Origin of the sequence: Mumia zhuanghuii, assembly GCF_042681565.1 — a bacterium.
In the GTDB taxonomy this organism is placed as follows: Bacteria; Actinomycetota; Actinomycetes; order Propionibacteriales; family Nocardioidaceae; genus Mumia.
Window position 1 is genome coordinate 86,990 of sequence record NZ_JBHUFT010000002.1, and the last position, 21,893, is coordinate 108,882.

General features: G+C 69.8%; 22 protein-coding genes and 1 riboswitch. Of the genes, 19 read left to right on the plus strand and 3 right to left on the minus strand.

The genetic code is table 11. From position 1 onward, the window contains the following. The first annotated feature begins 282 nt into the window (after nt 1-282). The 11 genes from ACFSDF_RS03555 to ACFSDF_RS03605 all read left to right on the plus strand — a co-directional run bounded on the left by ACFSDF_RS03555 (nt 283) and on the right by ACFSDF_RS03605 (nt 10,524). Nucleotides 283-1,095 (plus strand): STAS-like domain-containing protein, encoded by an 813-nt coding sequence (locus ACFSDF_RS03555; protein WP_377156207.1) that lies wholly within the window; start codon nt 283-285, stop codon nt 1,093-1,095. 90 nt (nt 1,096-1,185) lie between these two features. Continuing rightward, a complete protein-coding gene (locus ACFSDF_RS03560) occupies nt 1,186-2,706 on the plus strand; it encodes a CoA-acylating methylmalonate-semialdehyde dehydrogenase (RefSeq protein WP_167006622.1) in 1,521 nt (506 codons plus the stop codon). Between the two features lie 38 nt (nt 2,707-2,744). After that, entirely contained in the window at nt 2,745-4,070 is a 1,326-nt protein-coding gene (locus tag ACFSDF_RS03565; RefSeq protein WP_377156209.1) for an aspartate aminotransferase family protein, read from the plus strand. A 2-nt stretch (nt 4,071-4,072) separates the two neighbouring features. Continuing rightward, nucleotides 4,073-5,488: an NAD(P)/FAD-dependent oxidoreductase gene (locus ACFSDF_RS03570; RefSeq protein WP_377156211.1), complete on the plus strand. Its 1,416-nt coding sequence runs from the start codon at nt 4,073-4,075 to the stop codon at nt 5,486-5,488. Continuing rightward, a complete protein-coding gene (locus tag ACFSDF_RS03575) occupies nt 5,485-5,835 on the plus strand; it encodes a cupin domain-containing protein (protein WP_243845137.1) in 351 nt (116 codons plus the stop codon). The genes ACFSDF_RS03570 and ACFSDF_RS03575 overlap by 4 nt, the downstream gene beginning before the upstream one ends. Before the next feature lie 49 nt (nt 5,836-5,884). Then, nucleotides 5,885-6,598 carry an SGNH/GDSL hydrolase family protein gene (locus tag ACFSDF_RS03580; RefSeq protein ID WP_167251312.1) on the plus strand — a complete coding sequence of 238 codons (714 nt, stop codon included), beginning with the start codon at nt 5,885-5,887 and terminating at the stop codon, nt 6,596-6,598. Between the two features lie 10 nt (nt 6,599-6,608). Beyond that, nucleotides 6,609-6,992, plus strand: coding sequence for an ankyrin repeat domain-containing protein (locus ACFSDF_RS03585; RefSeq protein ID WP_167006612.1), 384 nt, complete (start codon nt 6,609-6,611; stop codon nt 6,990-6,992). A 119-nt stretch (nt 6,993-7,111) separates the two neighbouring features. Next, nucleotides 7,112-7,231, plus strand: a riboswitch (TPP riboswitch). Then, nucleotides 7,222-7,857, plus strand: coding sequence for an ECF transporter S component (locus ACFSDF_RS03590; RefSeq protein ID WP_167006609.1), 636 nt, complete (start codon nt 7,222-7,224; stop codon nt 7,855-7,857). Its footprint overlaps the riboswitch before it by 10 nt. Beyond that, on the plus strand, nt 7,854-9,305 hold the full coding sequence (locus ACFSDF_RS03595) for an ATP-binding cassette domain-containing protein (protein WP_377156214.1): 1,452 nt from the start codon (nt 7,854-7,856) through the stop codon (nt 9,303-9,305). The genes ACFSDF_RS03590 and ACFSDF_RS03595 overlap by 4 nt, the downstream gene beginning before the upstream one ends. Continuing rightward, nucleotides 9,302-9,991 (plus strand): energy-coupling factor transporter transmembrane component T family protein, encoded by a 690-nt coding sequence (locus ACFSDF_RS03600; RefSeq protein WP_167006603.1) that lies wholly within the window; start codon nt 9,302-9,304, stop codon nt 9,989-9,991. The genes ACFSDF_RS03595 and ACFSDF_RS03600 overlap by 4 nt, the downstream gene beginning before the upstream one ends. 80 nt (nt 9,992-10,071) lie before the next feature. Then, a complete protein-coding gene (locus ACFSDF_RS03605; protein WP_167006600.1) occupies nt 10,072-10,524 on the plus strand; it encodes a MaoC family dehydratase in 453 nt (150 codons plus the stop codon). A gap of 11 nt (nt 10,525-10,535) precedes the next feature. On the opposite strand, the gene crcB is transcribed toward ACFSDF_RS03605, so the two are convergent. The 3 genes from crcB to ACFSDF_RS03620 are packed head-to-tail and all read right to left on the minus strand — an operon-like array spanning nt 10,536 to nt 14,888. After that, nucleotides 10,536-10,916, minus strand: coding sequence for a fluoride efflux transporter CrcB (gene crcB, locus ACFSDF_RS03610; protein WP_167006597.1), 381 nt, complete (start codon nt 10,914-10,916; stop codon nt 10,536-10,538). Next, on the minus strand, nt 10,913-11,359 hold the full coding sequence (locus ACFSDF_RS03615; RefSeq protein WP_208322456.1) for a fluoride efflux transporter FluC: 447 nt from the start codon (nt 11,357-11,359) through the stop codon (nt 10,913-10,915). Before ACFSDF_RS03615 ends, crcB begins: the two co-directional genes overlap by 4 nt. Before the next feature lie 52 nt (nt 11,360-11,411). Continuing rightward, the gene (locus tag ACFSDF_RS03620; protein ID WP_377156217.1) at nt 11,412-14,888 is read right to left on the minus strand and encodes an FUSC family protein; all 3,477 of its coding nucleotides are present in this window, start codon (nt 14,886-14,888) and stop codon (nt 11,412-11,414) included. 172 nt (nt 14,889-15,060) lie between these two features. Here ACFSDF_RS03620 and ureA point away from each other — a divergent pair, with 172 nt between their 5' ends. From ureA to ACFSDF_RS03660, 8 genes are read left to right on the plus strand one after another with little or no spacing between them, the layout of a single operon-like run. Continuing rightward, nucleotides 15,061-15,366 (plus strand): urease subunit gamma, encoded by a 306-nt coding sequence (gene ureA / locus ACFSDF_RS03625; RefSeq protein WP_167006588.1) that lies wholly within the window; start codon nt 15,061-15,063, stop codon nt 15,364-15,366. 4 nt (nt 15,367-15,370) lie between these two features. Further along, nucleotides 15,371-16,240: a sirohydrochlorin chelatase gene (locus tag ACFSDF_RS03630; protein WP_167006585.1), complete on the plus strand. Its 870-nt coding sequence runs from the start codon at nt 15,371-15,373 to the stop codon at nt 16,238-16,240. A gap of 51 nt (nt 16,241-16,291) precedes the next feature. After that, nucleotides 16,292-16,780 carry an urease subunit beta gene (gene ureB, locus ACFSDF_RS20380; protein WP_167006582.1) on the plus strand — a complete coding sequence of 163 codons (489 nt, stop codon included), beginning with the start codon at nt 16,292-16,294 and terminating at the stop codon, nt 16,778-16,780. After that, on the plus strand, nt 16,780-18,504 hold the full coding sequence (ureC, locus tag ACFSDF_RS03640) for an urease subunit alpha (RefSeq protein WP_167006579.1): 1,725 nt from the start codon (nt 16,780-16,782) through the stop codon (nt 18,502-18,504). The genes ureB and ureC overlap by 1 nt, the downstream gene beginning before the upstream one ends. Before the next feature lie 7 nt (nt 18,505-18,511). Beyond that, nucleotides 18,512-19,207, plus strand: coding sequence for an urease accessory protein UreF (locus ACFSDF_RS03645; RefSeq protein ID WP_377156220.1), 696 nt, complete (start codon nt 18,512-18,514; stop codon nt 19,205-19,207). 43 nt (nt 19,208-19,250) lie between these two features. Next, the gene (gene ureG / locus ACFSDF_RS03650) at nt 19,251-19,886 is read left to right on the plus strand and encodes an urease accessory protein UreG (protein WP_167006573.1); all 636 of its coding nucleotides are present in this window, start codon (nt 19,251-19,253) and stop codon (nt 19,884-19,886) included. Further along, nucleotides 19,853-20,890 carry an urease accessory protein UreD gene (locus tag ACFSDF_RS03655; RefSeq protein WP_208322455.1) on the plus strand — a complete coding sequence of 346 codons (1,038 nt, stop codon included), beginning with the start codon at nt 19,853-19,855 and terminating at the stop codon, nt 20,888-20,890. Before ureG ends, ACFSDF_RS03655 begins: the two co-directional genes overlap by 34 nt. 8 nt (nt 20,891-20,898) lie before the next feature. Further along, complete coding sequence (locus tag ACFSDF_RS03660; protein ID WP_377156223.1) at nt 20,899-21,828, plus strand: urea transporter; 930 nt, start codon at nt 20,899-20,901, stop codon at nt 21,826-21,828. Nucleotides 21,829-21,893: the final 65 nt, after the last annotated feature.

Here is a 21,893-nt window from a genome sequence, read left to right on the forward strand (position 1 = left end):
CGGTAGTCGGCGCTGGTCGCGCGCGTGTGTGGAGGTTTGGCCGAGGAAAAGTCGCCAGATGTAGATTCCGCAGGGAGGTAGGCAGTGGATCGAGAGGTCCTCGGCATCGGTGCGCTTTCGCGGCTTCTCGGGCTGTCGGTGAGCCGCGTGCGGCAGTTGGCTGACGCAGAAGTGACCCCCTCGGTGCGGACAGCCGGCGGGCATCGACGGTTCGATCGGGCCCTCGCAGTCGCGTCGTACCGCGCTCATCGCCTGGCAGAAGTGGTCCCTGACCGTGCGAGAGTGCCTCGGTCACGCCAGAGGCTCGACCTGGCCGACCTGGCCGAGGATCTCGTCTGGCGCGATGTCCGCCTCACGCTCGGCGAGCTCGAGTCGCTGCCGGGTGCCCGTGTGATCGCTGGCTATGCCTTCACCGAGATCCTCAACAATGCCATCGATCACTCGAGCGGGTATCACGTCGACGTGCAGGTGGGGATCGACGGCGGTGTCCTGTGGATCGAGATTGCCGATGACGGGGTCGGCACGCTGGCGCATCTCCGGGACTCGTTCGAGCTCCCTGACCTCTTCGCTTCGATCGCCGAGCTGACCAAGGGGAAGCGGACGACGATGAGCGAGGCGCACACGGGGGAGGGCATCTTCTTCACCTCCAAGGCGGTCGACACGTTCGAACTGGCGAGCAACGGTCTGCGCTGGTTCGTCGACAACCTGCGCGACGACATCGGGGTCGGGATCTCCGAGGTGGTGACAGGGACGACCGTCAGGCTCGCGATCGCGCTCGCGACCGAGCGTCATCTCGCTGAGGTCTTCGCCGAGTTCACGACGAATCATGAGTTCGCCCGATCGAGGCCCGTGATCGAGCTGTTCGAGATCGGCTCGGAGTTCGTGAGTCGGAGCGAAGCGAAGCGGCTTGCGGTCGGACTGGAGGAGTTCGATCAGGTGGAGCTGGACTTCGACCGTGTGGACATGGTCGGTCAGGGGTTTGTCGATGAGCTCTTCCGTGTGTGGGCGAACGAACATCCCTCGACCGAGCTCATTCCTGTACGGATGAATCCTGCCGTCGCTTTCATGGTGGAGCGTGGCCTCCCGCGCCGGTGAGCTGCTCCGGACAGTCCGTCTCCTGCGGGAGGTTGTCGGTGACACGTCGTCAGTTGCCGTACGGGGGCCTGCGGGCTCACGCTCGTACCCATGAGCACTTCGACCCTGATCCCGCACTGGCTCGACGGCGCCCCGTACCTCGGCAGCGCCGAGACGGCGTCCGCCCGTACCGGTGACGTCACGAACCCCGCCACCGGCGCCGTGACCGCACAGGTCGCCTTCGCCGACGAGGCCGACGCCGAGCGCGTCATCGGCGCCGCCGCAGCAGCCGCCCGTGCGTGGGGCGAAACCTCGATCACCAAGCGGACCCAGATCGTCTTCGCGTTCCGCGAGATCCTCAATGCGCGCAAGGAGGAACTTGCCGCCCTGATCACCGCCGAGCACGGCAAGGTGCTCGACGACGCGCTCGGCGAGGTGACCCGGGGTATCGAGGTCGTCGAGTTCGCGTGCGGCATCCCGCACCTGCTCAAGGGCGGCTACTCCGAGGGCGTCTCCACGGGCGTCGACGTCCACTCCAAGCGCCAGCCGCTCGGCGTGGTCGGCATCATCAGCCCCTTCAACTTCCCGGCCATGGTGCCGATGTGGTTCTTCCCGATCGCGATCGCCGCGGGCAACACCGTCGTGCTGAAACCGAGCGAGAAGGACCCGTCCGCCGCGCTCTGGATCGCCGAGCGCTGGAAGGACGCGGGACTTCCCGACGGCGTCTTCAACGTCCTCCAGGGCGACAAGGTGGCCGTCGACGCGTTGCTCGACAGCCCCGACGTCAAGGCCATCAGCTTCGTCGGCTCGACCCCGATCGCCCGCTACGTCTACGAGCGCGCCAGCCAGTCCGGCAAGCGCGTCCAGGCCCTCGGCGGGGCCAAGAACCACATGGTCGTCCTGCCCGACGCCGATCTCGACCTCGCCGCGGACCAGGCCGTCAGCGCCGGGTATGGCTCGGCCGGCGAGCGCTGCATGGCCATCTCGGTCGTCGTCGCCGTCGGTGGCGTCGGCGACGAGCTCGTCGCGAAGATCGCTGACCGCACCCGCACGCTGCGTACGGGCGACGGGACCGAGGGCGCCGACATGGGCCCGCTTGTCACGCAGGTGCACCGCGACAAGGTCGCCTCGTACGTCGACGCCGGTGAGGAGGCGGGCGCCAAGCTCGTCGTGGACGGTCGTGACGTCGTCGCCGACGGTGGCGCCGACGGCTTCTGGCTCGGCCCGACGCTGCTCGACAACGTCACCACCGACATGAGCGTCTACACCGACGAGATCTTCGGTCCGGTGCTCTCGGTCGTCCGGGTCGACACGTACGACGAGGCTGTCGCGCTCATCAACGCGAACCAGTACGGCAACGGCGTCGCGCTGTTCACGAGCAACGGCGGTGCGGCACGCAAGTTCGAGTACGACGTCGAGGTCGGCATGATCGGCATCAACGTCCCGATCCCGGTCCCGATGGCGTACTACTCCTTCGGCGGCTGGAAGAGCTCGCTGTTCGGCGACAGCCACGCCCACGGCACCGAAGGCGTGCACTTCTTCACCCGTGGCAAGGTGGTCACCTCCCGTTGGGGCGACCCCGCGGTCAAGCCCGTCGGCGGCCTCGAGCTCGCCTTCCCGAAGAACAGCTGAGCGGGTTTCGACAGAGCTCAACCAGCGAAAGGATCTCGATGAGCAACCGCACGTACGAGCTCGACCGCGCGCACGTCTTCCACTCGTGGTCGGCGCAGGCGTCTCTGACGCCGATGGTGGTCGAGAGCGCCGAGGGGAGCTACCTCGTCGACGACCAGGGCCAGCGCTACCTCGACTTCTCGTCGCAGCTGGTCTACACCAACATCGGCCACCAGCACCCGCGTGTCGTGAAGGCGATCCAGGACCAGGCGGCGACGCTGTGCACGATCGCGCCGCAGCACGCCAACGCGGCCCGCTCGCAGGCCGCGCACCTCATCGCCGAGCTCGCTCCCGAGGGGATGGACCGCGTCTTCTTCACCAACGGCGGCGCCGACGCCGTCGAGCACGCGGTCCGCATGGCGCGGCTGCACACCGGCCGCCGCAAGGTGCTGAGCCGCTACCGGTCGTACCACGGCGGGACACAGACGGCGGTCAACCTCACCGGTGACCCGCGGCGCTGGCCGAACGACTACGCCGCCGACGGAGTGGTCCACTTCTTCGGGCCGTTCCTCTACCGCTCGGAGTTCCACGCGACGACTGAGGCCCTGGAGTGCGAGCGCGCCCTCGCCCACCTCGAGCACACGATCCAGATGGAGGGTCCGGCCACGATCGCCGCGATCATCCTCGAGACCATCCCCGGGACCGCCGGCATCATGCCGCCGCCGCCGGGCTACCTCGAGGGTGTGCGCGAGATCTGCGACCGCTATGGGATCGTCTGGATCGCCGACGAGGTCATGGCCGGCTTCGGGCGTACGGGCACGTGGTTCGCGCTCGACCTGTACGACGCGAAGCCCGACCTGATCACCTTCGCCAAGGGCATCACCTCGGGTTATGTCCCGCTCGGTGGCGTCATCATCTCCGAGCCGATCTACGACACGTTCGCCGAGCGCGTCTACCCCGGCGGCCTGACGTACTCGGGCCACCCGCTCGCGTGCGCGGCCGCCGTCGCGACGCTCGAGACGATGAAGGACGAGCGCATCGTCGAGGCGGCGGCGACGCTCGGGACCGACGTCCTCGGACCCGGTCTCGCCGAGATCGCCGCGAAGCACGCGTGTGTCGGCGAGGTCCGCGGCATCGGGGCCTTCTGGGCGCTGGAGCTGGTCGCCGACCCGCAGACGCGCGAGCCGCTGGCTCCGTACGGCGGCTCGAGCCCGGCGATGAACGAGATCGTGGCCGCGTGCAAGAAGAACGGGCTGCTCCCGTTCGTCAACTACAACCGCATCCACGTGGTCCCCGCGCTCAACATCGGCCACGACGACGCGCGCGACGGCCTGCGGATCCTCGACGAGGCCCTGTCCGTCGGCGACGCCCACGTGGCGCGTTAGCCATGGTGCGGTCGACCGTCTTCGAGCGACTCGCACCGCCCGCAGCAATCGTCGACGCGTCGCTCGAGGCGACGCGCGACGGCTGCTTCTGGCTCGACGACGTCGGTGACACCGTCGCGTACCCGCCGCTGGCCGGTGCGCACACGACCGACCTGCTCGTCGTCGGGGGCGGCTACACGGGCCTGTGGACGGCGGTGAAGGCCAAGCTGCGCAACCCTGGCACGCGCGTCGCCGTCCTGGAGGCGCAGACGGTCGGCTGGGCCGCGTCCGGGCGCAACGGCGGCTTCTGCGACGCGAGCCTCACGCACGGCGAGGAGAACGGCCGGTCACGCTGGCCCGACGAGTACGACACGCTCGAGCGGCTGGGGCAGGACAACCTCGAGTCGCTGTGCAAGGCGGTCGACGCGCTCGGCATCGACTGCGACCTGGAGCGCACGGGGTCGCTCGACGTCGCCGTGGAACCGCACCAGATGGCGTGGCTCGAGGAGGGGTCCGGCGAATTCCTGGACACCGACGCCGTACGGGCGCAGGTCGACAGCCCGACGTACCTCGCCGGCGTCTGGCACCGCGACTCGACGGCGATGCTGCACCCGGCGAAGCTCGCCAAGGAGCTCGCTCGCGTCGCGGCGGGTCTCGGCGTCGAGATCTTCGAGTACAGCGCTGCCGAGTCGCTGGAGACGTCCGGGCGCCGCGGGCCGGTGCTCGTACGGACGCCGCGCGGTTCGGTGCGGGCGGACCGGGTGGCGCTCGCGACGAACGTGTTCCCGTCGTTGCTCCCGCGGTACGACCTGTTCACCGTGCCGGTCTACGACTACGCGCTGATGACCGAGCCGCTGACCGCCGCCCAGCGCGACGCGATCGGCTGGGACAACCGGCAGGGCGTCAGCGACATGGCGAACCAGTTCCACTACTACCGGCAGTCTGCGGACGGCCGGATCCTGTTCGGCGGCTACGACGCGGTCTATCACTACGGCGGCAAGGTCCGATCGGCGTACGAGCACCGGCCTGAGACCTATCGGACGCTCGCGTCGCACTTCCTCACGACGTTCCCGCAGCTCGAGGGCATCGGCTTCACCCACCGGTGGGCAGGCGCCATCGACACGTCGACGCGGTTCTGCGCGTTCTTCGGACTCGCGAAGCAGGGGCGGGTCGCGTACGCGGCCGGCTTCACCGGACTCGGTGTCGCCGCGACCCACTTCGCGGCCGACGTGATGCTCGACCGGCTGGCCGGCGAGCGGACGCCGCGGACCGAGGTCGAGATGGTCCGCAAGAAGCCTCTGCCGTTCCCGCCGGAGCCTGCCGCCGCGGTCGGCATCAACCTGACGCGGTGGTCGCTCGATCGCGCCGACCACCACGAGGGCGTACGCAACGCGTGGCTGCGGGCGATGGACGCCGTCGGCCTGGGGTTCGACTCGTGACGGGCGAATGGGCGGCCGCGCGGCTTCTGTCTGGGGACGTCGAGGCGCACCCCCTGCAGCCCGGCGCCCTCGACCCGGCCGACGTCGTGCACGGGACCCCGGCCGTCGCGTCGACGGCACTCGCGACGTTCGGTGACCTCTCGGTCGGCCTCTGGGAGATCACCGCGGGCGCCGTGCGCGACACCGAGATCGACGAGGTGTTCGTCGTGCTGTCCGGAGACGCAACCGTGCGCTTTGAGGACGGCAGCGCTCTCGAGCTGCGTCCCGGCGTCACCGCACGTCTGTACGCCGGCGACCGTACGGTGTGGGAGGTCCGCGAGACGCTGCGCAAGGTCTACGTGGCCTGACCGTCGCGGTTCTGGCCCCTCAGGGCCGCGCGCGAGGGATCATGGAGTGGTGAGAGTCCTCCGTGCTGCCCGACCGCGCCTGCTCGACGCGTCGTGGCGGATGCGGGTCGCGGCAGTGCTCGTGCTCACGCTGCTGAGCGGTGTGCTGCTCCTGGAGCTCGGCGGGGGCCGTGCCGACGCCGCGCGGTGCGAGCGGTTCACCGCGGAGTCGGAGGCGCGCCGCGCGGCGGTGCCGTCCGCGGTCGGCCAGCGGGTCGTCGTGATCGGTGACTCGTGGTCGGCGGGCCGAGGGCTCGACGATGCCGGTGACGCATGGACCGCCCGGCTGTCCGGCCAGGTCCACGTCGACGCGTTCTCCGGGTCGGGCTTCAGCCGGTACGCGAGCTCGTGCGAAGGCTCGTGGTTCGCCGGGCGGGCCGCGCGCGCCGTGGCCGGCGGTGCCGACCTCGTGCTCGTCCAAGGTGGGCTCAACGACGTCGACCAGCCGCTGGAGGCCGTACGAGCAGGCTTCGCGCGGGTGATGCGTGCGGTCGAGGGGCTGCCCGTCGTCGTGGTCGGTCCGGCAGTCGCCCCTGCCCGTGAGGCGGGTGTGCAGCGCGTCGACGCCGACCTCGCCAGACTGGCCGAGGCCCACGGCGCCTCGTACGTCTCGGCGGTCGGGCTCGACCTGGCCTACCTCGAGGACGGGCTGCACCTCACGCGCGACGGGCACCGGGAGTTCGGCGACTTCGTGAGAGGGAGCATCGAAGGGATCGCCCGGTAAGGTCCCCGTTATGAGCGAGAGCGCGCGCCCTGATCCGGCGGTGGTCGAGCTCGCGCACCGGATGTTCGACCTGGCGCGCGACGGCGACGCCGACACGCTGCTGGCGTACGTCGACGCCGGAGTCCCCGTGGAGCTGACCGACTCCAGCGGCAACACGCTGCTGATGCTCGCGGCCTATCACGGCCACGCCGACATCGTGCAGCGGCTGCTCGACGCCGGCGCGGACGTCAACCGGCTCAACGACCGGGGTCAGAGCCCGCTCGCCGGCGCCATCTTCAAGGGCGAGGACCTGGTGGTGTCGGTCCTCATCGGCGCGGGTGCAGACCCGGATCTGGGGACGCCGTCCGCGCGTGCGACGGCTGCGATGTTCGGCCGCGACAGCCTGCTGACCTGACCTCTCCGACCCCCTCGTGACCCTCGCGCGGGGCGAGGAGGTGCCGTTCGTCCTGCCGGCCCGCTGACGCAGTGTGCGCGAGACGCGGTGTACGCGGAGCAGGCGGGGGGCTAGAGTCGACCCCACGACAGGGGAGCGCGGGTGCCTACGGGCACGGCGCGCTGAGAGTGCGGAAAGGCCGCAGACCCTCCGAACCTGCACCGGTTAGCACCGGCGAAGGGAGTCATCCATGGCTGAGGCCATTCGTTCTCGCGCGTCCGCGACCACCCGCTACCGCACGGTCGACCTCGTCACCGTGGCGATGCTCGGCGTCGCGCTCGGCGTGGTCTTCTGGGGCTGGAACCAGCTGTTCGCCGTGGTCAGCGGCACCGCGCTGTTCGCGTTTCCGCCGAGCTCGGGGCTCATCTGCGGCGTCTGGCTGCTCGGCGGCGTCGTCGGCGGTCTCGTCGTCCGCAAGCCCGGCGCCGCCGTCGGCACCGAGCTCGTCGCGGCAACGATGTCGGCGCTGCTCGGCAACCAGTGGGGCATGTCCGTCGTCGTCTCGGGGCTGATCCAAGGGTTCGGCGCCGAGCTCGTCTTCGCGGTCCTGCTCTATCGGCGCTGGGGTGTCGTCGCGGCCGCGCTCGCAGGCGCGTTGGCCGGTGCGGGTGAGGCCGTGTACGAGTGGTTCGCGTACTACGCGGACTGGTCGTTCGGCTACCAGCTCACCTACCTCGCGTTCCTCGTGGTCTCGGGTGCGCTCGTCGCCGGCGTCGGTGGGTGGGCGCTGGTGCGTGCGCTCGCCTCGACCGGGTCCCTCGACGCCTTCGGTCCGGGCCGCGAGCACCACGAGCGCGCGGCAGCGACCAGCCCCGCACAGGCGTGACCGGCTCGGTCTCCCTCCGCGGCTTCGGCTGGCGTCCGCTCGGTCGGCGTTCGTCGGTCGTGGCCGATCTCGACCTGCGGATCGAGCCCGGCGAGCGGGTGCTTCTCGCGGGCCCCTCCGGCGCCGGCAAGTCGACGGTGCTCCGCGCCGCCGCCGGGGTGCTCGCGACCGCCGCCGACGGTGACCTGCTCGGCGAGGTCGAGACCGTGGGTCGCGTCGGGCTGCTCCTCCAGAACCCCGGGGACGCTGGCGTCGCCGATCGCCTCGGGCGCGACGTCGCCTTCGGTCTGGAGAACGCCCGCGTGCCGCGCGACGCGATCTGGCCGAGGGTCCGCGCCGCCCTCGAGGCCGTACGGCTGCCGTACGGGATCCAGCACCCGACCTCGGCGCTCTCCGGCGGCGAGCTCCAACGTGCCGCGCTCGCCGGGGTGCTCGCGTCGCGGGCCGACGTCCTGCTCCTCGACGAGCCGACGTCGATGCTCGATGACGCCAACGCCGAGGCCGTACGCCACTGCGTTGCCGAGGTGGTGGCCGAGACCGGCGCGACTCTCGTCGTCGTCGAGCACCGGCTCGCCGCGTGGCTCGGCCACGTCGACCGGGTCGTCGTGCTCGGGCGTGACGGCGCGGTGGTCGCCGATACCGATCCGGCGACGTTCGCGGAGACGATGCGTGACGACCTCGCGTCGGCGGGGGTGTGGATGCCGGGTGCGCCCGCGCCGGTGGCGGCCCCGCCACCGGCTGCCCTCGTCACGCCGCGCGATCCTGCGCCGACCCTCGAGGCCGTCGCGCTGAGCGTCGACCTTCGCCGCAGCGACGTCCGGGGGACCACGCGCACACCCGCCCTCCGTGAGGTCGACGCCGTGCTCGTACCGGGAGCCGTCACCGTCCTCGGTGGGCCGAGCGGTGCCGGCAAGTCGACGTTGCTCGCGATGCTCGGCGGACTGCAGCGCCCGACCTCGGGGGAGGTGCGAGGACTGGGCGTGCCCCCACACCGGATGCGCTCTCGTGCGCTCGCCGCGGTCGTCGGGTGGGTCCCTCAGAATCCCGAGCACGGATTCTTGACGACCCGGGTCCGCGACGAGGTCGCGGCGACGTCTCGGCAGGTCGGGGCAGTGGTCGACGTCGACGCGGTGCTCGCGCACCTCGGTCTCGAGTCGTTGGCCGAGGTGAACCCGTACCGGCTGTCCGGTGGCGAGCAGCGCCGGCTCGCCCTCGCCGCCGCGCTCGCCCACCGACCGCCCGTCCTCCTGCTCGACGAACCCACGGTCGGGCAGGACCGTGGGACCTGGGCAGCGGTCGCCGGCTGGATGCTCGCGGCGGCCCGGGAAGGCGCGGCAGTTGCCGCGGCGAGCCACGACGGCGTGCTCGCGGCCCGCGCGGATCACCTGGTGCGACTCGCGGGCGGACGCAACGCCGAGCCGGCCAGGACTGCGGAGGACGCGCGATGAGACGCCTCGTCCCCGCCGCGAACCCCTTGGTTCTGCTGGCCGTGGGCATGCTCGCGATCGTGGCGTCGTTCGCCGTACACGACCTTCGTACGGCCGTCGTGGCCCTGGGTGCCTACGTGCTCGCGGGCGCGGTGCTGCTGCCGTCGCCGCGGTTCGCGCTGGCGCGGTTCACGGCGATCGCCGTGGCGTCGGTCTCGCTGGTGTGGTCGACGTGGTGGCTTGGCGGCCGCGACGTCGAGGTCGCACTGACAGCCGGTCTCAGGATCGTCGTCCTCGCTCTGCCAGGAGCGGTGCTGGCCGCCTTCGTCGACCCCTCGAGGCTCGCCGACCAGCTCGGGCAGCGGCTGAGGATGCCGGCGCGGCCGGTGGTTGCGTTCGCCGCGGCGATGCAGCGCTTCGGTGCCCTGCGCGAGACGTGGGGACAGCTCGACCGAACGCGACGTGCGCGTGGGTACGGGCCGACCCGCAACCCGCTCTCTCGTGCGCGGCACGCGGTGTCGCTCGCGTTCGGGCTGCTGGTCAGCGCGCTGCGTGACGCCGCGCGGATGTCGGTGGCGATGGATGCACGCGGGTTCGCCGGCGCGCAGACCCGTACGTGGGCCGAGCCTGCGCCGTGGACGCCTGCAGACTCCGGCCTGCTCGCGCTCGGTGTCCTCCTCGCCGCGGTCCCGTGGTTCGTACGGTGAGACGGCCGGTGTGCCGCACATCACGGCGGCACTCTAGGATCGGCGTGCCGTAAGCGATCGCTTAGTACGGAGGATTCCGGATGCGCACCTTCAAGAACCTCGCCGAGCTCGCGTCGTGCACGGGCGAGGAGCTCGGCGTCAGTGACTGGCACGAGGTCACTCAGGAGCAGGTCAACCTCTTCGCCGAGGCGACCGGCGACCACCAGTGGATCCACGTCGACCCGGAGAAGGCCGCACAGGGGCCATTCGGTCGGACCATCGCGCACGGCTACCTCACGGTGTCGTTGATCCCGAAGCTGTCGGCCGAGACCTACAAGGTCGAGAGCGTGAAGATGGGCGTCAACTACGGCTCTGACAAGGTCCGTTTCCCGGCGCCGCTGCCAGTCGGCTCCAAGGTCCGAGGGCGGGCGAAGCTCATCGAGATCGTCCCCGTCGCGCTCGGCCAGCGGGTCACGGTCGAGTTCACCGTCGAGGCCGAGGGCGTCGACAAGCCCGTCTGTGTCGCGCGGACGCTCGCGATCTTCGCCGAGTAGCCGCGCGCTTCCTAGAGGCTCTTGCCCCACACGTAGCCGAGGACCGCCAGCGCGACGGCGGCCGCCAGGATCCCGAACCCGTACGCGACGGCGAGCCCCCAGCGCTTCTCGCGGATCAAGGTGACGGTCTCGTAGCTGGCGGTGCTGAAGGTCGTGTACCCGCCGAGGAATCCCGTGCCGATGACGGCGCTGACGTCGGTCGAGGCGATGTTGCTCACGACCAGGCCGGTGAGGAAGCCCAGGACGAGCGAGCCGGTCAGGTTGATGATCGCGGTCGACCAGGGGAACTTCGAGTGGGTGGTCTTGGCCTTGATCATCGCGTCGACCACGTAGCGCACGGTGGCGCCGAGCCCGCCGGAGACGATCATCAGGAGGAAGAGTGCGAACGTCATGTGCCGGACCCCGTCCCCTCGCTCTTGCGTTCGTGAAGGGTCGACGCGAGCGCGATGCCGGCGAACGTCGCGCCCGCGCCGATGACGACCGTCCCCACGGCGTACAGGATGCCGATGCCGGCCCGGTCGTCGTCGAAGAGCACGGCGGTGTCCGTCGCGAGCGAGCTGTAGGTCGTGAGGCCGCCGCAGAACCCGGTGCCGATGAGCAGCTTGAGCCGTGAGGTCAACTCCGGACCAGGGGCGGTACGGGTGAGTGCCTCGTACAGGTAGCCGAGCACGAACGCGCCGAGAATGTTCACGATCGGGACGACTATGGGGATGTTGTCCTCGTTCGGAACGGCGAGCATGAAGCCCTCGCGTGCCGCTACGCCGATGACCCCGCCGACGAAGACGAGCGCGATCGACGCACCCTTCAGGTACGCCGGCCGTGCCCCAGTGGTCATCATTCGACCATAGTGCGGCTTCACCGAGGGTGCGCGTCGGGTGTCGCGCACCTCAGAGGCGGACGGCGTCGCCCTTGTCTGCGGCGTTGACGGCGCCGGGTGAGATGTCCTCGGTGAGCGCCAGCACCGTCTGGTTGACCAGCTGGAGCTCGCGCAGGACGTCCTTCGTGGCGCGGGAGGCCGCAGGCGTCAGCCCGTCTTCCTCCTGCCCGTCGTCGCCGGTGACGACGGGGTTGACCCGTCCTGGGAGGCTCCCGCTCAGCGCGGTCGTCAGTGCGGTGACGTTCTCACTGGTGGCGCCGCCGAGGTCGCGCCAGTCCTCGGCCGTCGTGCTGACGCCTGCACTGATCGCGTGCTCGACCGCTCCGACGAGGTGGCGGGTGTGGTACATCAGCGACCAGACCGCCGTGAGCCGGCTCTCGACACCGCCCACCTCGAAGGCACCCACCGCGAAGGCGCTGGGGGCGAGTCGCAGCGGTGCGGCGGCGGTGTCGATCGTGCGGACGTGCTGCTCGGCGAGGAAGAGCCGCTGACGGATCGCGGACCTCGAGATCGTCCGGTCGCCGGCGAGCCGGCTCAGGCTCGCGCTCACGATCGCATCGACGTCCTTCGCGAGGGAGGCGATGTCCTTGTTCACGACGGAACGGGTGCGTGTGGGCAGCACGACGACAGAGACGACGAGGGCGATCGCGGCACCGAAAAGCGTCTCCAGGACCCGGATCTCCAGCGCGAGCGTGGTGAGCCGACCGAGGAACTCGTACAGGAGGGCGAAGATCATCGTGGTCCAGAACGTCGACACCGCCGGGGCCACCGGGCGGTAGTACGTCGACCCGAAGACCGCGACGGCGAGCAGCGGGAGCACCACTGCGGCGTCGGCGTCGGTCGAGAGCACGACCCAGAAGCCGACCGCGGCGCCCGCGACGGTGCCGGCCACACGCTGCGCGCCCTTGACGAAGGTCTCGCCGTTGGTCCCACCCAGTACCTGGTACGCCGCGAGCGCAGCCCAGTACTGGTGGGTCGCGGAGACGACCTCGCCAATCGTCAGCGCGGCGCCCGTGGCGACGGCGGCCTGGGTGGCGAGGCGGGTCGTGGGGGACAACGGTCGGCCGCCGGCTGCGGCGTCCGGCGTCGGCGTCGCGACGGAACGGTCGGGCTCGCTGTCGACGCCGACGTCGTCGCTCAGGGCGGCGGTGAACGGGACGGTCGGGTCGAGGGTCGCCACCGCGACGGTCCGGAACTCGCGGGCGGAGCGGTGGAGGTCGCCGATCGCCTGGTACAGGAGCCGCGCCGCCTTCGGCCATGTCGGAGGTGGGTCGTCGTCGCTCCATGGGGCGAGCGGGGTCACGTCGCGTGCGGGCGCCTCCGCGCCCGGGATCCCTGGCTGTCTGGCCATCTGGACGAGGTGGGCCTGCAGTAGCTCGATCCGGCCCGCAAGTCGGCCACGCAGCTCCAGCGAGATCACCGTGCCGGTGACGTTGCGCGCCGCCATGACGAGGTTCGTGAGCGCGAGCTCGCTGTCGAACACCCGAAGCCGGAGCGCGGCGGCTCGTTCGGCGGGGATGTCCGTCATGCTTTCGTCGGCGCTCAGCTGACCCTCGAGGAACGCCGCGTCTCTGCGGAGCTGGCGCTCGCTGAGAGAGACACGCCGACGGATGTCGGGATCCCACCGTGCCCCGGCGACGGCGTCGAGGAGCGGGTCCAGCGAAGACAGGAGGCGGTGGCCGAACCCGTCGATCCCGCTGCGGAGGATCCGGCGGGGTCGCGGCGGGAGCAGGACGTGGTTGAACAGGAATGCCATCGCGACGCCGACCACGGCCGCGCAGAGGTACGGCAGCACCTCCGAGATGTCCAGCCGCAGGATCAGGGCGAAGTAGTACGACATGAACGTGACGCGGCCGAGCGATGCCCAGCGAGGGCCGAACCGCCCTGACCAGACGCCCAGCAAGGCGACCACGACGACGAGGACTCCGGTCAGCAGGACAGAGTCGGAGACGAGGGCGCCCAGGAGCACGACGACCCCGATCGGGAGGACGACGAGGGCACTGGTGATCCTCGCGGCGCGGGGCGTCGTGCCTCCTGAGGCCCCGGTGCTCAGCATGCCCACGAACCCGCAGAAGATGGCCGGCTGCAGGGCGGTACGGCCGGTCGCGTCGAGGAACAGATAGAGGAGGAGCGCGGCGCTGACGGCCGCGAGGACGGCTCGGCTTGCCGCGCGCAGACGCGCGTACCCGGGATCGACCTGGGAGTGCCGCAGGTCCAGCGACGACCACCAGCGCGAGAGGCGGGAGCCTGCGGGGGCCGGGAGCTCGCGCGCCGGGTCGGGCTGCGGACGGACCGGTGACGACTCTTCCGCCAGAACGGTCTGCATGGCGAGAGTGTCGTGGCTGTGCAAGAGCGAGATCGGTCTGTCCGTGACGATGGCGGGTTGGTAGTCGAGGTCCTTGCTCACGGCGAGGGCGATCTGCTGGGCCCGGTACGCGAACGGCAGCCACTGGCTGTAGCGCTGATAGGCGTCGTCGATGTCGGCGAGCGGCTCGACCTGGGCGAGCCGCGCCATCGACGCGTCGAGGTCGACGAACTGGCCGACCCAGCCGTCTCCCGCGTCACGTCCGTGATCCCGGACGAGGGTCGTGAACTCCTCGGCGCTCACGACTTCGGGTACGTCGCGACTCTTCCAGGGTGCGCCCCTCTTTATGTACTCCCCGAACTCGAGGAACTGGAAGGTGAGAGGGACCAGTCCGGGGTCGGTCGACGCGGGGTGCCCCGAAGGCAGGCCCCATCTGAGCGCCCCGAGCGTCCCGGCGAGCATGCGGAGCGCGTACGGGAGCGCGAACTGGTCGTGTCCGCTCTGGAAGTAGTACGCGGCGTGGTGGAAGCGGAGACCGTCGGTGTACGCGGCGAACGCGCCGACGATGCCATCGAGATGGCCGTCGAGTCCGTTGGGCTGCCCGTCGCGGAAGAAGGGCGAGAGACTCGCGACGGGGGAGCCTGCACCACGTTCGACGGTGAAGAAATAGCGGCACAGGGTGTTGAGGTCGCTGATGACCGAGTACACGCCGAGCAGGAACGTGAGGACGAGGGAGATCAGGATGACGCCGGTCAGCGTCTCGGTGATGCTGAGGAAGCGCAGCAGGTCGGTCTCGGCTGTCAGCGACGAGCCGCCGACGGTCGACAGCTGAGCGGCGCTGAAGTAGAGCGCGTCGAAGAGCGTGAGCCCTGCGCCACTGCCCGAGACGGAGAACGACGACTTCGACATCAGCCCGTAGTAGACCAGCCCGAACCCGAGGATGATCCCGAACAGCCAGACGGCGATCACGACGACGATCTGGATGCCGGTGACCTGGCGCAGGCCGACCGCTCGCCAGCGACGGGGAAGCCGCCGGGTGATCTGACGTAGGACGCGCCACTGCACACGCGTCACCACGCCGCTGATGAACCCGGCCTCGTCGTAGTTCAGTGCCGTGAGGAAGACGTCGAGCAGTGTCGCCGTCAGGACGACGACGCCCAGGACGAACCAGATGGCCTCCACCCGGTCAGGCTAACGGCGCGGGCGAGATACGCCTCGCGAATCCTTCGCGCTGGTCAGACGCCTCTTTCGACTTGCGGTGCACACGGCCCCAGCGAACTATCGGATGAGGTACGACACACCCAGGTTGGTGTCTGTCCGTCGCCAGCCGCGAACATGAAAGGTGGTCGAGGCAATGAATCTCACGCCACGAGAGATCGACAAGCTCTACGTGTACCAGGTCGCCGAGCTGGCCCGGCGGCGGCGAGACCGCGGCACCAAGCTCAACCTCAGCGAAGTCCAGGCTCTCGTCTCCGAGGCAATCCTCGAGGCGGCACGTGACGGCAAGTCGGTCGCGGAGTGCATGGAGCTCGGCAAGCATGTCGTGTCCGAGGCTGACTGCATGCCCGGCGTACGCGAACGCCTTGCCTTGCTCCAGGTCGAGGCGACGTTCATCGACGGCAGCAAGCTCGTGTCCTGTCACGATCCTGTGGCGGCCTGACGTAATGCCGACGGGGGAGCACGGCGCGGTCACGACGGTTCTCGTCGGTGGCCACGAGAGCGCTCAGGGGAGCGACCTTGTGCCGCTGCTCGACGCGCTGCCTGGTGCTGTGGTGACCCCGCCCGGACGCGCGTTGCGCGACGCCGTCACGACGCACCTCGCTGCGGATGAAGCCCGCGTGGCGGTCCTTCCCATGACGTGGGGCCGGGACCCGGTCATGGTGGCCGACGCCGCCAAGACGTTGAGCTGGATCGCAGCCAGCGCCGGCGCCGGACGCGTGGCTCTGTGCCCGAGCTTCGGGACCATCGACCACATGGTTGCCTGGCTGCGTCGTGCTGCGACGGAGACGGCACGACAGTGCCACGGCAGTGGGATGCTCGTCACCGCGCCGTCGTCCAACCCGTTCGACGACGCGGAGCTGCATCGCATCGCCCACCTCGTGCGCACGCACGGTGCCGGCGTCCAGGTCGAGGTGGCGTGCGTCGCTGCCACGGCGGACCTGGCACACGCCGTGGACCGGGCTCGCCTGCTCGGTTCCGACGACGTGGTCGTGGTGCCGGCCGGCTTCGCGCGGACCGCACCGGCGGGGCTGCCCTCCGAGCACGCGACGTTCTTCGGACCGCTGCTCTCGGAGCGGGCCGTGCTCGACGTCATCCGCCGCCGGGTGGGTGCCGCGCAGCACGACCTGAGCCACGGGCTCGACGGGATCGCTGCCGGCCTCCTCGCGGACCACGGTCACGGGTACGCCCACTCACACGCGTTCGAGGTCGATGCGGGAGGTCATTCCCACCCGCATCCCCGTCACCACGCACCGTACGAGACGTCTGCCGAGCGCGGCGCCTCCCACGACGAGGTCCTCACCTCGCCCCACTGAGCCATCGGGCTACGCCTCTGGCGCGGGCCCGCACAGAGCGGAGGGAACCACATGCTGGGAAGCCCTAAGTACCACCACCTCGACGACGACATCGAGATCAATGCCGGGCGCGAGAGCGTCACGATCGCCGTGAGCAACACGGGTGATCGGGCAGTGCAGATCGGGTCGCACTTCCACTTCTTCGAGGTCAATCGCGCCCTGCTCTTCGAGCGGGAGAAGGCGTACGGGATGCATCTCGACATCCCGGCCGGGACCGGCGTGCGGTTTGAGCCGGGCGACACGCGCAACGTCACGCTGACCGCGTACGCGGGTTCGCGGCGCGTCTACGGGTTCAACAACCTCGTCGACGGCGGGCTCGATGCCGGACAGACCCGTATCGACGCGATGGCCAGGATGACCGAGGGCGAGTTCAAGAACGGCAAGCCGGCGGCACGTTCCCGACCGGCCAAGAAGTCCAGCGCGGCGACGAAGTCGACCGCGGCGAAGAAGACCGGCGCCGCGAAGAAGACCGGCGCCGCGAAGAGGGCGAGGAAGAACTGATGGCTATCGTCTCGCGCAAGCAGTACACGGATCTCTTCGGTCCGACGACTGGCGACAGGGTTCAGCTCGCCGACACCAACCTCGTCATCGAGATCGAGAAGGACTACAACGAGGGGCACTACGGCGACGAGGTCGTCTACGGCGGCGGCAAGTCCGCACGCGACGGCATGGCGGCCGATCCACAGGCCACTGGCGCACAGGGTGCCCTCGACCTCGTCATCACCAACGCGATCGTCCTCGATCCCGTCCTCGGTGTGGTCAAGGGCGACATCGGGGTCAAGGACGGCAAGATCGTCGGTGTCGGCAAATCGGGCAACCCGGCCCTGCAGGAAGGGGTCGACCCCCGCCTGGTCGTCGGCGCTGTGACCGAGGTGCTCGCGGGGGAGCACTGCATCGCGACCGCCGGGGCGATCGACAGCCACGTGCACTACATCTCTCCGCAGCAGGCGCTGGCGGCGCTGTCGAACGGCATCACGACGCTGTTCGGCGGCGGCACCGGACCGACGGACGCCACGAACGGCGTCACCACGACGCCGGGTGCATGGAACCTCCACCGCATGATCCAGGCTGCGGAGGACGTGGGGGTCAACATGGGCTTTCACGGCAAGGGCAACGGCTCCCTGCCAGCGGCGCTCATCGAGCAGATCGAGGCCGGGGCCTCCTCGCTCAAGGTGCACGAGGACTGGGGCTCGACGCCAGCGGTCATCGACAACGCGCTGACCGTGGCCGACGAGTACGACGTTCAGGTGTCGATCCACACCGACAGCCTCAACGAGGCTGGGTTCGTGGAGGACACGATCTCCGCCATCGACGGTCGGACGATCCACACCTACCACACCGAGGGTGCGGGCGGTGGTCACGCGCCGGACATCATGAGGGCTGCGGGCTACCCCAACATCCTCCCGTCCTCGACGAACCCGACGCTCCCGTACACGGCGAACTCGGTGGACGAGCTGCTCGACATGGTGATGGTCTGCCACCACCTGTCGCACGACATCCCCGAGGATGTCGCTTTCGCGGACTCGCGGGTGCGTGCGGAGACCATCTCGGCGGAGACCGTGCTGCACGACGAGGGCGTCTTGTCGATGTTCTCGTCGGACTCGCAGGCGATGGGGCGCATCGGTGAGTCCGTGACGCGCGCGTTCCAGACGGCCCACCACAACAAAGAGGTGCGCGGCCCACTGCCGGAGGACGACGAGGGCAACGACAACTTCCGGGTGCTGCGCTACCTCGCCAAGGTGACGATCAACCCGGCGATCACCCAAGGCGTCTCCGACTACATCGGATCGCTCGAGGCCGGGAAGATCGCCGACATCGTGCTCTGGCCGGTCTCCTCCTTTGCCGCGAAGCCGCGGATGGTCATCAAGGGCGGCCTTATCAACTGGGCGCTCATGGGGGACCCCAACGCCTCGCTGCCGACGCCTCAGCCGGTGTACTACCGGCCGATGTTCGGCGGGTACGGCAAGGCGCAGCAGAAGACGCGGGTCACCTTCATGTCCCAGGCCGCCATCGACCTGGGCGTCCCGGAGCAACTGGGGCTGGAGAGCCAGGTGCTGCCCGTGCGGCGGTGCCGGGCGATCGGCAAGCAGCACATGATGTACAACGACCAGCTGCCGGTCATCGACGTCGACCCAGAGACATACAAGGTGACGTACGACGGGAAGCCAGCACACATCGAGCCGGCGGAGTCCTTGCCGCTGACCCAGCTGTTCTTCCTCGCCTGAGACCGCGATGACGTCGACCGCAGTGCGTGACCTCCTGGTGAGCCTCCAGCTCTCCGACTCCGCGTTCCCGAGCGGCTTCTACACGATGTCGCACGGGCTCGAGGGGTTCAGCCAGGCGCGTGCGGTCGACCAGGACGGGATCGAGGGTCTGCTCATCGGACTGCTGCGGCACTCCGTCGGCCCGGGGGACGCCACGGCGCTCGCCCGGGCGCACGAGGCGGTCGAGGACGGTGACTGGGAGCGCGTACGCCGGGTCGACGAGATGCTGTTCGCCGCGAAGCTCAACGCAGAGATGCGCCGGGCGTCGGTGCGCAGCGGTCACCAGCTCACCGACATCGCACTCGAGGCGATCGGGGGACCGGAGCTCGAGGAGTGGAAGCGGGCCGTGGCCGCCAAGGAGACGCCGGGCTGTCAGCCGGTCGCGACGGCAGTCGCCTATGCGGCGACCGGCGTAGGCACGGAGCAGGCGGTCGCCTCGGACATGTTCGCGTTCGCGGTGAGCTTCCTCGGGGCGGCTCTGCGTCTGCGGCTCTCCGACCATCGGCACGTGCAGGTCGTGCTGCACGCGGTCGGACCTGTCATCGCCGAGGAGGCCGCCGAGGCGGTCGGTCGTGACCTCGAGGACGTGGGCGGGTGCGTCCCGATGGCGGACGCCATGTCCGCCCAGCACGAGCGCGCGGAGGCACGACTCTTCGCGAGCTGACGACACCACAGCGAGGCAAGAGCGACGAGAACGAGGAGGACGAATGAGCGAGGACGTGCTGCGGATCGGCATCGGAGGACCGGTGGGCTCGGGCAAGACGGCGCTGACGGAGGCACTCGTGCCTCGGCTCTTCGCCGCCGGCCGGCAGCCCGCGGTCATCACCAACGACATCTACACGCAGGAGGACGCGCAGCATGTGCGTCGTGAGCTCGCGGGGGTTCTGGACCCGGATCGGGTGGTCGGCGTCGAGACGGGCGCCTGCCCCCACACCGCGGTCCGCGACGACCCGACGATGAACCTCGCCGCGGGAGCCGAGATGCTCGAGCGGTTTCCGCAGGTCGACACGCTGGTCTACGAGTCGGGCGGGGACAACCTGACGCTCACGTTCTCGCCGTCGCTGGCCGACGTCTTCGTCTTCGTCCTCGACACGTCCGAGGGGGAGAAGATGCCACGCAAGAGGGGGCCCGGGATCACCGACTCCGACATCCTTGTGATCAACAAGATCGACATCGCCCAGTATGTCCGGACCGATCTCGAGGTCATGGAGTCCGATGCCCGTCGGGTGCGCGACGGCAAACCGGTGGTGCTCACGAACTCGCTGACGGGGGAGGGTGTCGACGCGCTGCAGGACCAGATCCTCGCTGCGTGGGAAGCCCGCCCGGCGGTGCTGTCGCGATGAAAGCCGCCACCGTCCGCGCCGTGTCGCCCACACCCGCGAGCGGTCTGGCGCCGGCGTCGCGGTACGGCGGGCACCGGCTCGATCCTTCGTACTACGAGCCCGACCGGGTGCCGCGCGAGGTCGCACGCTTCAGCGGCGTGCCGGACACCCTGCCGTCCGGCAGCCCCGGGAAGGTCGGGGTGCTCCAGCTCGAGTTCGGCCGGACCGGCAATGGGACTGAGCTGGTCCAGCACTACCAGAAGTCGCCGCTGCAGATCATGCGCCCGCTCTACTACGACCTCGCCCGTCCCGACATGCCGTACACGTATCTCATGTCGACCGGGGCCGGGATCCTCCAGGGTGACCGGCTCCGTACCGACCTCACGTTCGGAGCGGGCACGTCGGCGTACGTGACGACATCGGCGTACACGAAGGTGCTGCGGATGGAGCACGACTACGCGGTGGCCCAGACCAACATCTCGGTCGCCGAGGACGCTTACCTCGAGTACCTGCCGGACCCGGTCATCGCCTTCGGCGGCGCGCGCCTCTATCAGCGCACGTCGGTGACGCTCGCGCCGTCGGGGACGCTCGTCCTGGGCGAGACGCTCATCTCAGGACGCCTCGCCCGCGACGAGCGCCACCAGTACACCGCGATCGCGTCGGACCTCGAGGTACGTCGTCCCGACGGGGCGATGGTCGCACTGGACCGGGTGCGCCTGACCCCCAGCGACGGGGTCACGGGTGGACTCGCGGTGCTGGACGATCACGACGTCCTCTCCACGCTGTACGTATTCACGCCACGCGCCTCGGTGGGCGAGGTCAATGACCTCCTTCACGAGGCGCTACGGCCGTCCTCCGCTGCTGGCCTCGTCCTCGGAGTCAGCGCGCTCCCCGCTGACGCCGGCGTCTGGGTCCGGCTCCTGGGCGATGACACTCAGGTCGTCCTGCATGCGATCACGCTGGCCTGGCGCGCCCTGCGATGCCTGCTCACCGGCATCGATGCCCCCGCCATCCGTAAGAGCTAGGAGCCGACATGTCGACGTCCGGAGCCACTGCGTCACCACTGACTACCTGGGTCACGTGGGCCTCCACGCTGCCGCGCGGGGTGTCCGAGATCTTCTTCCAGAACAACGTGTGGACCGGCCTCCTGATCATCGCCGGCTTCTTCTTCGCCGACTGGCAGATGGCGCTGCTCGTTGTCATCGGAGCCGTCTGCTCGACAGTTGCCGGTGCCCTCATGCGCGTCGGTGCGGACAACATCCGGATCGGGATGCAGGGGTTCAACGGCGCGCTCATCGGCGCCGCGATGTACACCGCGATGGGCGGCGAGGGGTGGGCGTACCTCTTCACCGTCATCGGGGGCGTCCTGTGCGCGCCGGTGACGTGGTTCTTCGTGTGGCTCTTCGCCACCGAGCCGCTCAAGCGTTTTGCTCTCCCGTCGACGACCGCACCGTTCTGCACGGTCGCTGGGATCATCTACGCCTCGACCCTCAACCTGCACGTCAGCGGATCGACCGTGCACGCCACCGACGGTACGGGGGAGTCCGTGCTGCGCTCGCTGCTCACCAACGTCTCCGAGGTCGTGCTGGTCAACAGCGTGTGGGCCGGCGCGCTGATCCTCCTGGGGCTCTTCATCGCCTCCTGGAAGGTCGGTCTCGCCGCCGTGATGGGCAGCGTGATCGGGAGCCTCTGCGCGCTTGCGCTCGGAGAGACCGACGCCACCATCGCGGAGGGCCTGGCCGGATACTCCGGCGTCTTGACGGCGATCGCACTGGCGGTCGTGTTCCTCAAGAGCAGCGCCGCCTCGTGGGTGTACGCCGCGGTCGGTGCGGCGATCACGGCGGTGACGACCCTCGTGATGACGGACCTGACCGATCAGCCGCACTACACGTGGCCCTACATCCTCACCACCTGGGTACTGCTGGTCGTCGCGGCGTTCATCCCGATGCTCAAACGCCCATGACGCCGCTGGGCAGGAGCGCGCGCCAGCCGCGACGACGCCCACGCGGTCGCTGACCGAGGGAGTGC

Excerpts from the sequence above, each read along its gene's own strand:
- ACFSDF_RS03560 (WP_167006622.1), top strand. The coding sequence starts at position 1,186 with ATGAGCACTTCGACCCTGATCCCGCACTGGCTCGACGGCGCCCCGTAC.
- ACFSDF_RS03565 (WP_377156209.1), top strand. The coding sequence starts at position 2,745 with ATGAGCAACCGCACGTACGAGCTCGACCGCGCGCACGTCTTCCACTCG.
- ACFSDF_RS03570 (WP_377156211.1), top strand. The coding sequence starts at position 4,073 with ATGGTGCGGTCGACCGTCTTCGAGCGACTCGCACCGCCCGCAGCAATC.
- ACFSDF_RS03585 (WP_167006612.1), top strand. The coding sequence starts at position 6,609 with ATGAGCGAGAGCGCGCGCCCTGATCCGGCGGTGGTCGAGCTCGCGCAC.
- ACFSDF_RS03590 (WP_167006609.1), top strand. The coding sequence starts at position 7,222 with ATGGCTGAGGCCATTCGTTCTCGCGCGTCCGCGACCACCCGCTACCGC.
- ACFSDF_RS03600 (WP_167006603.1), top strand. The coding sequence starts at position 9,302 with ATGAGACGCCTCGTCCCCGCCGCGAACCCCTTGGTTCTGCTGGCCGTG.
- ACFSDF_RS03605 (WP_167006600.1), top strand. The coding sequence starts at position 10,072 with ATGCGCACCTTCAAGAACCTCGCCGAGCTCGCGTCGTGCACGGGCGAG.
- crcB (WP_167006597.1), bottom strand. The coding sequence starts at position 10,916 with ATGACGTTCGCACTCTTCCTCCTGATGATCGTCTCCGGCGGGCTCGGC.
- ACFSDF_RS03615 (WP_208322456.1), bottom strand. The coding sequence starts at position 11,359 with ATGACCACTGGGGCACGGCCGGCGTACCTGAAGGGTGCGTCGATCGCG.
- ureA (WP_167006588.1), top strand. The coding sequence starts at position 15,061 with ATGAATCTCACGCCACGAGAGATCGACAAGCTCTACGTGTACCAGGTC.
- ACFSDF_RS03630 (WP_167006585.1), top strand. The coding sequence starts at position 15,371 with ATGCCGACGGGGGAGCACGGCGCGGTCACGACGGTTCTCGTCGGTGGC.
- ureB (WP_167006582.1), top strand. The coding sequence starts at position 16,292 with ATGCTGGGAAGCCCTAAGTACCACCACCTCGACGACGACATCGAGATC.
- ureC (WP_167006579.1), top strand. The coding sequence starts at position 16,780 with ATGGCTATCGTCTCGCGCAAGCAGTACACGGATCTCTTCGGTCCGACG.
- ACFSDF_RS03645 (WP_377156220.1), top strand. The coding sequence starts at position 18,512 with ATGACGTCGACCGCAGTGCGTGACCTCCTGGTGAGCCTCCAGCTCTCC.
- ureG (WP_167006573.1), top strand. The coding sequence starts at position 19,251 with ATGAGCGAGGACGTGCTGCGGATCGGCATCGGAGGACCGGTGGGCTCG.
- ACFSDF_RS03660 (WP_377156223.1), top strand. The coding sequence starts at position 20,899 with ATGTCGACGTCCGGAGCCACTGCGTCACCACTGACTACCTGGGTCACG.